Annotated in this window: 4 protein-coding genes; 3 read left to right on the top strand and 1 reads right to left on the bottom strand. The window is 77.1% G+C overall.

Going from position 1 to position 5,420, the window contains the following annotated elements; translation table 11 throughout:
* Together GTR00_RS13620 and GTR00_RS13625 are read left to right on the top strand one after the other, a co-directional pair.
* On the top strand, positions 1-998 hold a 998-nt coding region (locus GTR00_RS13620; protein ID WP_205705762.1), incomplete at its 5' end, for a uroporphyrinogen decarboxylase/cobalamine-independent methonine synthase family protein.
* The gene (locus GTR00_RS13625; RefSeq protein ID WP_166612155.1) at positions 991-1,557 is read left to right on the top strand and encodes a GNAT family N-acetyltransferase; all 567 of its coding nucleotides are present in this window, start codon (positions 991-993) and stop codon (positions 1,555-1,557) included. The genes GTR00_RS13620 and GTR00_RS13625, both read left to right, overlap by 8 nt.
* 27 nt (positions 1,558-1,584) lie before the next feature.
* Here the strand turns inward: GTR00_RS13625 and GTR00_RS13630 are convergent, their stop codons facing one another.
* Positions 1,585-2,796: an esterase-like activity of phytase family protein gene (locus GTR00_RS13630; RefSeq protein WP_166612156.1), complete on the bottom strand. Its 1,212-nt coding sequence runs from the start codon at positions 2,794-2,796 to the stop codon at positions 1,585-1,587.
* Positions 2,797-2,927: 131 nt separating this feature from the next.
* Between GTR00_RS13630 and ligA the strand changes: the two genes are divergently transcribed.
* Positions 2,928-5,060: an NAD-dependent DNA ligase LigA gene (gene ligA / locus GTR00_RS13635; protein ID WP_166612157.1), complete on the top strand. Its 2,133-nt coding sequence runs from the start codon at positions 2,928-2,930 to the stop codon at positions 5,058-5,060.
* Positions 5,061-5,420 lie beyond the last annotated feature (360 nt).

Genomic DNA, 5,420 nt, shown 5'->3' on the forward strand with positions numbered 1-5,420 from the left:
CCCCCGGCGCGGTGAGCGCCCCCGTCGCCCTGCCGGGCACCGACCCGCGCGAGGCGTCCCGCACCGTGCTGGGCGAGCTGGGCGAGCCCCCGCACGTGCCGCACCTGCCGCAGTTGCCCGCCCGCGGCCCCGGCGCGGACGCCGTCGGCCGGGCCGCCGCGCTGCTGGTGGACATGCCCGTGGACCTGCAGCCCTCCGGCTGGCGCTTCACCGACGCCCCCGGCCGCGACGCCGCGCGCGCCGCCGCCCACCTGCGCGCCGACCTCGACGAGCTCGCCGAGGCCGCCGAGGGCTGGGACGGGCCGCTGGTGCTGGCGGTGCTGGGCCCGTGGTCGCTGGCCGCCGCGGTGGAGCTGCCGCGCGGGGAGCGCAGCGCCTCCGACCCCGGCGCGCGCCGCGACGTCGTGGACTCCCTCGCCGAGGGGGTCGCGGCCCACGTCGCCGACCTGCGCCGCCTGGTGCCCGGCGCCCGGCCGGTCGTGCAGCTGGAGGAGCCCTCGCTGCCCGCCGTGCTGGCCGGGCGGCTGCCCACGCAGTCCGGCTACGGCACCCTGCGGGCGGTGGACCGCGCCGAGGTGCGCGCGGGCCTGCGCACCGTGGTGGAGGCCGTGCGCGCCGCCGGCGCCGAGCCGGTGGTGCGCCTGGCGCCCGACGAGCCGCCGCTGGCGCTGGTGCGCGAGGTCGGCGCGGCCGGGGTGGCCCTGGACGTGGGCGGCCTGGGCGCGCACGCCTGGGAGTCGCTGGCGGCCACCGTGGAGGACGGGGTGCGGCTGTGGGCCGGGGTGCTGCCGGCCGCGGCGCCGGTGCCGCCGGTGGCCGCGCTGGTGGACGCGGTGCGCGGGCCGTGGCGGCGGGTGGGCCTGCCGGCCGCCGGGCTGGTGGACGTGGTGCTCACCCCCGCCGGCGGGCTGCAGGACCTGCCGCCGGCGGCGCTGCGGCCCCTGCTGCGCCGGCTGCGGGAGGCGGGCGCGGCGCTCGCGGAGGCCTCCGGTGACTGAGCGCGCGCCGCTGTCCTTCCGGGAGGCCGGGCCGGCCGACGTGCCCGCGGTGGTGGAGCTCGTGGAGTCCGCCTACCGCGGCGAGGCCAGCCGGGCCGGCTGGACCACCGAGGCGGACCTGCTGGGCGGGCAGCGCACCGACGCCGCGGGCGTCGGCGCGGTCGTGGAGGACCCCGAGGCGGTGCTGCTGCTCGCCGAGCGCGGCCCGGGCGCGCAGCTGGTGGCCTGCTGCGAGCTGCGCCGGGCCGGGGACGACGCCTACTTCGGCACGTTCGCGGTGCGCCCGCACCTGCAGGGCGCCGGCATCGGGCGCCGCGTGCTCGAGCGCGCCGACGCCGAGGCGGTGCGCCGCTGGGGCGCGGCGGCGCTGGAGATGACGGTCATCGCCCAGCGCACCGACCTGATCGCCTGGTACGAGCGGCGCGGTTTCACCCCCACCGGCGAGCGGCGCCCGTTCCCGCACGGCGACGAGCGCTTCGGGGTGCCGCGCCGCGACGACCTGGAGTTCGCGGTGCTGCGCCGGGCGACCGGCTCCCCGTCCGGCTCGGCGGCCTCCTGACGCCGGGCGGGGAGACGGGCAGCGGCCTCAGCGCAGGTCCGCCTGCACCTCGATGGTGAGGAACTCGTCGTCGTCGGGCACGCCGGGGGTGCGCCCGGCGGAGAACGGGAAGTTGTTGTCGTTGCCCACGAGGATCGTGTGCTCGCCGGTGACGGCGATGCTCTCGATGGTCTGGAACGGGAACGTGACGTAGCCGGAGGTGCCGCTCAGCTCCGGGGCCACGCCGTCGGGGTCCGGCACGGCCATGAGGTTCACCAGCTGGGTCTTCAGCGGGTGCCCCGAGGCGTCGGTGCGGCTGGTGTCCACGAGGAACACGGCCTTGAACACCGCGGTGGCGCCCTCCCCGCCGTCGCGCTCCAGCACCAGGAACCGGTGGTCGTCGACCCGGGCGAAGTCGCCGATGGCGTTCTTCGGCGACTCCAGGCGGTAGGTGAACTCCTCGCCGCGGTAGCGGTGCTGCTGCGTGTCGTAGCGCATCACGCGCAGGTCCTGCGGGTCGTCGCCGACCACGGGGCCCTCGAGCATCGGGAACAGGTACCGGCCGTCGCGCGAGATCGCCATGCCCTCGAAGCCCTTGCTGCCGCCCAGGGTCGGCGCGGCGCCGCCCAGGGTCGGGTTGCTGGGCGAGGCCACGCCCGGCAGCGGCACCGGCGCCTCCAGCAGGCGGCCGGCGGCGTCGGTGTGCAGCAGGTACGGGCCGAACTCCTCGCCGAACCAGAACGTGCCGTCGGGGGCCTGCCGGAAGGACTCGGGGTCGAAGTCCGCGCCGGTCAGGCGCCGGTCCTCGCGCGTCAGCGGCCAGGTCACCTCCCCGTGCGGGTCGGAGAGGGTGAACCCGCCGGGCACGACGGCCAGCGAGCCGTCGTCGGCCGGCTGCAGGCGGTGCACGGCCAGCAGGAAGTCCGCGCTGTTCGACTTCGCGCCGTAGCCGTTGTCCGAGAGCACCAGCCAGCTGCCGTCGCGCTGCACGAGGTTGCCGGAGAAGCCCTGCACGGGCTGGGCGGCGAACGGCACCGCGACGCCGTTGGCGCCCTCGATCGCCGCGCCGCTGGGGACGGGCTCGCCGGAGGTCGCCGCGGGCAGCACGTGCCGGTCGAGCAGGCGCGCGGACTGCGCGGGGAAGTCGTGGCCGAACCGGTCCGGGCGGGCGGAGGCGGCCGTGGTGCCGGCGAGGGCGCCGGCGGCCACGGCACCGGCGAGGACGAGGGCGGCGGCGCTGCGCCGGGAGCGGGGGGTCACGGGCGGGGACGCTAGGGCAGGGCACCGGACCGCCGGAGGGACGGCGGTGGGCGCCCGGGTGAACAGCGGGTGCCCGCGCGGTGCTGGCCGCGCCACCCCTCGCCCGGCGCGTGTCCGAGCCGCGCGGCAGGATGGCGGGCGTGAGCCAGAGCGCCGAGAGCACCGTCGACGAGGACCCGCTGCACGGGGACGTCCCCGCCGCCGCGCGGCACCGCTGGGACGAGCTGGTCCAGCGCATCGAGGCCGCCCGCTTCGCCTACTACGTGCGCAACGCCTCCCCGATCAGCGACGGCGAGTACGACGCGCTGGAGCGCGAGCTGCGCGCCCTGGAGGAGCAGCACCCGCAGCTGCGCACGCCGGGCTCGCCCACGCAGACGGTGGGCGGGACGTTCTCCACGGAGTTCACCGCCGTGGACCACCCCGAGCGGATGCTCAGCCTGGACAACGCCTTCTCCACCGACGAGCTGGCCGCGTGGGCGGCGCGCGTGGAGAAGGAGGTCGGCACCGGGGCGCGGTTCCTGTGCGAGCCGAAGATCGACGGCCTGGCCATCGACCTGGTCTACGAGGGCGGGCGCCTGGTGCGCGGGGTCACCCGCGGCGACGGGCGCACCGGCGAGGACGTCACCCTGAACGTGCGCACCATCGCCGACGTGCCGCAGCGGCTCACCGGCGAGGACGTGCCGGAGTTCCTGGAGGTGCGCGGGGAGGTCTTCTTCCCCCTCGCCGCCTTCGAGGAGCTCAACGCCCGCATCATGGACGCGGGCAAGGCGCCCTTCGCCAACCCCCGCAACGCCGCGGCCGGCTCGCTGCGCCAGAAGGACCCCCGGGTCACCGCCTCGCGGCCGCTGCGGATGCTCGTGCACGGCGTCGGCGCCCGGCGCGGCATGGAGAACGACACGCAGTCGCAGGCGTACGGCAAGCTGGCCCGCTGGGGCCTGCCCACCTCCCCGCGGGTGCGGGTCGTGGACACCCTGCCGGAGGTCGCCGAGTACGTCCGGTACTACGGCGAGCACCGCCACGACGTCGAGCACGAGATCGACGGCGTCGTCGTCAAGGTCGACCAGGTGCCCCTGCAGCGCCGGCTGGGCGCCACCTCCCGCGCGCCGCGCTGGGCCATCGCCTTCAAGTACCCGCCGGAGGAGGTGACCACGAAGCTGCGCGACATCCGCGTCAACGTCGGGCGCACCGGGCGGGTCACCCCGTTCGCGTTCCTGGAGCCGGTCAAGGTGGCCGGTTCCACCGTGCAGCTGTCCACCCTGCACAACGCCGACGAGGTCAAGCGCAAGGGCGTGCTCATCGGCGACACCGTCGTGGTGCGCAAGGCCGGCGACGTCATCCCCGAGGTCGTCGGCCCGGTGGTGGACCTGCGCACCGGCGACGAGCGCGAGTTCGCCTTCCCCACGCACTGCCCCGAGTGCGGCACCGAGCTGCGCCGCGAGCGCGCCGACGACGTCGACATCCGCTGCCCCAACGCGCGCAGCTGCCCCGCGCAGGTGCGCGAGCGCATCTTCCACGTCGCCGGCCGCGGCGCCTTCGACGTGGAGGCCCTGGGCTACGAGGCGGCCACCGCGCTGCCGCAGGCCGGCGTCGTCGCCGACGAGGGCGACCTGTTCGACCTCACCGAGGACGACCTGCTGCGGGTGGCGCTGTTCACCAACAAGAACGGCACCCTCTCGGCCAACGGGCGCCGGCTGCTGGCGAACCTGGAGGCGGCGAAGTCGCAGCCGCTGTGGCGGGTGCTGGTGGCCCTGTCGATCCGGCACGTCGGCCCGACGGCGGCGCGCGCCCTGGCCGGGCGGTTCGGCTCGTTCGAGGCGGTCGAGGCCGCCTCCCTGGAGGAGCTCGCGGCCACCGAGGGCGTGGGCCCCACCATCGCCGAGGCGGTGCGCGAGTGGCTCGAGGTCGACTGGCACCGCGCCGTCGTGGACAAGTGGCGCCGGGCCGGGGTGCGCATGGAGGACGAGCGCGACGAGTCCACCCCGCGCACCCTGGAGGGGCTCACCGTCGTGGTCACCGGCTCGCTGAGCGGCTTCACCCGCGACGAGGCCAGGGAGGCGATCCTGGCCCGCGGCGGGAAGGCCTCCAGCGGCGTGTCGAAGAAGACCTCCTTCGTCGTCGTCGGCGAGGCGCCGGGGTCCAAGGCCGACAAGGCCGAGCAGCTGGGCGTGCGCACCCTCGACGAGGACGGCTTCCGCGCGCTGCTGGAGGGCGGCCCGGACGCCGTCGCCGGACCCGCGCGGCCCGACGACGCGGACGAGGGCTGAGCGCCTGCCGCCGCAGCACCAGCGTGCAGCACTTGGCCAGGCCACGTCCGGGTGCGCCGGGTCCTCGTCCAGCACGGTCAGCGCGGCGAGCTCGGTGCGGGAGCCGTGCCCGGCCAGCAGGTGCTCGCCCACCACGAGCAGGTCGCCCTCGCCCTCGTTGACGTGCACCACGTCCGGCAGGCCGGGCACCCCGGCAGCACCCGCACGCGGTGGCCCAGGCGCTCGAACGCGGCGCACGACCCCTCCCGCTGCGCCGGCGCCCGTCGGGCGCGCCCCGCGTGCGGTGGCGCGCCGGGCCGATCGGTGATCGGGTGGAGGGCGGCACGACGGGACGAGGGACGCGGGAGGGGCGCGGTGCGC

It is taken from the genome of Kineococcus indalonis (genome assembly GCF_009906395.1).
Lineage (GTDB): Bacteria > Actinomycetota > Actinomycetes > Actinomycetales > Kineococcaceae > Kineococcus > Kineococcus indalonis.

Coding starts and splice junctions, on each gene's coding strand:
- ligA (WP_166612157.1), top strand. CDS start 2,928: ATGGCGGGCGTGAGCCAGAGCGCCGAGAGCACCGTCGACGAGGACCCG.